Source organism: Bradyrhizobium sp. P5_C11_2 (assembly GCF_054049755.1).
The window spans coordinates 1-4778 of the sequence record NZ_JBFULT010000573.1 but is presented as its reverse complement, the minus strand read 5'-3'; the positions used below and the strand labels follow the sequence as shown (position 1 = coordinate 4778).

General features: G+C 62.1%; 2 protein-coding genes. Both read right to left on the bottom strand.

What is annotated here, in order from left to right:
• A partial coding sequence (locus ACXJL8_RS34330) for a hypothetical protein (protein WP_456686391.1) occupies window positions 1-1496 on the bottom strand: 1496 nt, incomplete at its 3' end.
• 91 nt (window positions 1497-1587) lie between these two features.
• Window positions 1588-4778: RHS repeat protein (locus tag ACXJL8_RS34325; protein WP_456686390.1), on the bottom strand; the 3191-nt coding region annotated here is incomplete at its 5' end.

Sequence of the window (4778 nt, the reverse complement as noted above, 5' to 3'; positions counted from 1 at the left end):
TTGCCGGCCCATGCAATCACGGCCGTGATGAACGCGGCTGCTGCCGCCTTTGCCAGCAACCACGGTAGCGGCTCCGACGGCAATAGGACGAGGGCCGCGATGAATGCCGCGCCGACGATTGCCGACAGCGCGAGTCCGGGACTTGGATAGGCGCCGAAACGGACGGTGGGGCCGCTGGCGAAGCCAATCACCAGCCCTGTGGCAAGTCCTGCGCTCAAAAGGGTCGTCGTCGTGCCGAGGCCGGCCGCTGCGCCGATGAGGATGAACGTCGCGATGAGCGCGAGCTGGCAGGCCGCAACGACAATGAGCCGCATTGCCGCCTTTTCCAGGTGAGGGATAAGCGCCAGTGTCGACTGCAAATGCGTATGCAGGAAATAGAAAATCGCGACACTCGGCGTCACCGCGATAAAGCTCGGCGCCAGCGCGGCTGGAACGAAGAGCCTGGCAGCGTCAGGTATGAACGCGATCAACCCGCCGAGCATGAGTGCCGTCGTACAGATCGCGAGGTCGAACAGGTCCGTCGCCGCCTCCTGTGCGACCGCTCTTGTATCGTTGTCGAACCGCGCGACGACATCGGGATAGCTGATGGTGTGGATGGCGGAAAGCAGCACCGAGAACGGCCGCTGCAGGAGATCGAGTGCCATCGAGAATCCGGCGCTGGAGCTGGAGGCGACGCCGAAACGGCCGATGATCAGGAAGCGGATCAGAATCGGGGCCGAGAGATGGACTACGGACGCACCCGAGGCGAGCATTCCGTAACGGGCGAATCCCGACAGGTCCGAACGCCGGGTCCGCCGGGGAGACCAATTCAGCAGCTTGCGGTCGACAATCGAACCCGCGGCCAGTCCGAAGACGTGGCCTGCGAGGAGGCCGAGCAGTGCCGATTCCGCGGTCCCGTGCAACTTCGCGCCGACGACCGCGCCCAGCACCAGAAATGTGGCCCGGCAGATCATCAGGACCGAAGCAGGCCCCAGCCGGCCGGAGACACGGATCGTCATGTAGTGGAGGTCCGTTGTCCCCTGGACGACGGTGATGGCAACGCCGAGCCCGATCAAGCTCGCCGATTCCGCCCGGGCTATCGCGCCACCGCCGGCGACGACGGCCAGCGCGAGGGCGCTCAGCGCAAGCGCGCTGAACATGGACGACCGCAGCCGGATCGTCTCGTCGCCATTGCTCGAGGACAGGAAGCGCTGGCCGGCAAGCTGAATCCATTCGAACGCGACCACCGCCGCAAATTGGCTGACGGCAATCATCAGGGAGTATGTCGTGTATTGCGCCGGATCGAGCAGATAGCCGAGCGCGAAGATCAGCAGAATCGCAGCGAAGCTTTGATAGAAATAGCTGGAGAGGGCGAGAAGTCGAACCATGAATCTGACGGCTTCCGGCCTTTCTCCAGACGGCCCGGCCACCGGTCCGCCAGCGGCGCGCTCGGCGCACGGTTGTCGCCCGTACGGGCAGTTCCACTCCCTTAGAACATGAGGCGCCGCAGCAATCAATCGCGGCGCGATCCAGGCCGGCGCGCATAAGGACCAGGGCGGCAAAACTGCCGCCCTGGCTCTGACCTCTTACGTGCGGGAGACCCGCGCGTCAGACGAACAGGAAGTTGCCGTGGTCGAGATTCGTCACGTTGACGCTCTGTAGGACGATCGTATCGGTCGCCGAGATCTGGATCACGGTACTGGAGCCGCTCTGCGTCATCTGCAGATGGTCGTAGTCCGCGACCAGCGCTTTCGAGATCTCGATGACGTCATGGTTGGACGCCGTGCCGGCGTGGAAGCCAGCCACCGTGTCGTTGCCGTGATCATAGACGATGCTGGTCGATCCCGGAGAGATCATGAACAGGTCGTTGTTGGCCGAACCCTGAACGGTCTGGCCGGCAGCAACGGCCGTCACGCTGTGTGTTCCGTCGGCGTTCTGCATGTCGATCTTGAGCAGTGCGCCGCTGGCATCGCGGCTGTCGTGCTCGATCGCGCCCGGCTTGCCGGCGACGGCAAAGTTGAACAGGTCGGCGCTGCCGTCCGCATGCTTGATGACCTCCGACGTCTTCACGCCGGTGCTGTCGTAGACGTCGGTGGTCTTGGTGCCGTCGCTGCTGATCACCTGCGTATAGTCGAAGGTGCCGTCGGCATGCAGCCTGGTATCCGTGAGCACCGTCCCGGACGCGTCGGCGTGTTGGTATTCGGTGACGTAGGTCTTGCCGGTGATGTTGAAGAACGAGTTGTCGTGGGTGCCGTCGGCGTTGGTGACGTAGCTGGCGGTCTTGACGCCGGCCGAATACACGGTGGTCGAGGTCGAGCCGTCGGTGTTGTAGACGCTGTCGTTGGTGAGATTGCCGCTGGAGTCGAACAGCTTGCTTTCCTTCCAGCCGTCGGTGTGAACGACATAGATCGACGACGGGTTTCCGCCGGAATAGTTCGTCGTCGTCGTGTCGCCGTTTGCCGCTTTGGCGATCTCCTGGGTGAGGGCACCGGACGTGTTGTAGATGTCGGTCACGCTCGATCCGTCGGCGTGCGACTGCACCTCGTTCAGCTTGTGGCCGGTGCTGTCGTACACGTCGGTGATCTTGCTTCCGTCGCTGTTGATGACCTGCTTGTAGTCGAGCGAGCCGTCGGCATGCATGCGGTCGATCTCCGTCACTTTCCCGGAAGCGTCGCTGTGCTGCGATTCCGTGACGTAGGATTTTCCGGTGATGTTGTAGAAGGTGCTGTCGTGACTGCCGTCGGTATTGGTGACATAGAGGGCTGTCTTGACGCCGGCCGTGTAGGTCGTGGTCGACAAGGAGCCGTCCGTGTTGACCAGGGCGTCGGTCGCGAGCTTGCCGCTGCTGTCGTAGAGCTTGCTCTCCTTGGAGCCGTTGGCATTGACGATGTACACCGATGCCAGCAGCGATCCGTTGTAGTTGGTGGTCGTGATCGAGCCGTCGGTCTTCTGAACGACCTCCTTCACGAGCGTGCCCGACGTGTTGAAGCTGTCGGTCGTGGTGGTCGTCGAAGTCGACGTGGTGACTGTGGTCTTCCGGCCCGCCGAGTCGTACAGCGAAGTCACCTTGCTGCCGTCGCTGTTGATCACCTGGGTGTAGTCGAGCGTGCCGTCGGCGTGCTTGCGGGTATCGGACGTCACCTTGCCGGAGGCGTCGACGTGGAACGTCTCGGTGACGTAGGTCTTGCCGGTGATGTTGTAGTAGGTGTTGTCGTGGGTGCCGTCGGCGTTGTTGACGTAGAGGACGGTCTTGACGCCGGCCGAATACACGGTGGTCGAGGTCGAGCCGTCGGTGTTGTAGACGGTGTCGTTGGCAAGCTTCCCGGCAGAGTCGTACAGCTTGGTTTCCTTCGATCCGTTGGCATTGACAATGTACGCCGACGTCAGGAGTGCGCCATTGTAGTTCGTGGTCGTCACGGAGCCGTCGGACGTCTGAACGACTTCCTTCACGAGCGTGCCCGACGTGTTGAAGCTGTCGGTCGTCGTCGCCGCCGAGGTGACGGCGATCGAGGTGGTCTTGCGTCCGACGGAATCATACAAGGTCGTGACTTTGCTGCCGTCGCTGTTGATCACCTGAGTGTAGTCCAGGGAGCCGTCGGCGTGCTTGCGGGTATCCGAGGTCACCTTGCCGGATGCGTCGATGTGAAGCGACTCGGTGACGTAGGTCTTTCCGCTGATGTTGTAGAACGTGTTGTCGTGGCTTCCGTCGCTGTTGGTGACATAGAGCGCCGTCTTGACGCCGGCGACGTAGGTCGTGGCCGAGGTCGATCCGTTCGTCAGGAACACGGTATCGTTGCTCAGTCGGCCGCTTGAATCGTAGAGCTTGGTCTCCTTCGAGCCGTCGGCATTGACGATGTAGACCGACGTCGGCAAGGTTCCGCTGTAGTTGGTGGTCGTCACCGAGCCATCGGTTTTTTGTACGACCTCCTTCACGAGCGTGCCCGATGTGTTGAAGCTGTCGGTCGTCGTGGTCGTCGAGGTCGACGTGGTCATGGTGGTTTTGCGACCCGCCGAATCATACAGCGTGGTCACCTTGCTGCCGTCGCTGTTGATCACCTGGCTGTAGTCGAGCGTGCCGTCGGCATGCTTGCGGATGTCGGACGTCACCTTGCCGGTTGCGTCGACATGCAGCGTTTCCGTGACGTAGGTCTTTCCGGTGATGTTGTAGAAGGTGTTGTCGTGGCTCCCGTCGGCGTTGTTGACGTAGGAGGCGGTCTTGACCCCGGCGGTATAGAGCGTGGTCGACGAAGATCCATCCTTGTTCTGGATCGTGTCGTTGGTGAGACCGCCGGTCCCGAAGGTCTTCGTCTCCTTGGAGCCGTCAGCCTTGACGATGACTTCCTGAACAGCGACGCCCGCCTGGTAGCTGACGCTGTCGGTCGACCCGTCCGCATTGACGGTGACCTTGCTGGTGGCGACCCCGTCGCTGAAATTGGTCGTTGTGGTCGAGGCCAGGGYGCCGGAGGAATCGAAGACCTTGGTGACGCTCCAGGTGCTGCTCGACGTCGTGACGGAGAACGAATAACCGCCCTGGATCGCCGCCAGCGCCTTTCCGTAGTGCGAGATGATGTAGCTCATCGTCGCTTCGGACGCGACGGGGAGGACATGCGTGTCCGTCAAGGTGATGGTCTGCAGCGTGGTCGACGCATTCAGGTCCGACAATTGGTCGACGATGTCGGCTGCCGTGTCGCTGACGTTCACCAGGCTGTCGGGAGGAGTTGCGGCCTTTGCCGGCGCGTCGATCTCGATGATCAGAGGATGATCGCTGAGCGGGAGCACGATCTGGCTGACGTCGGTAT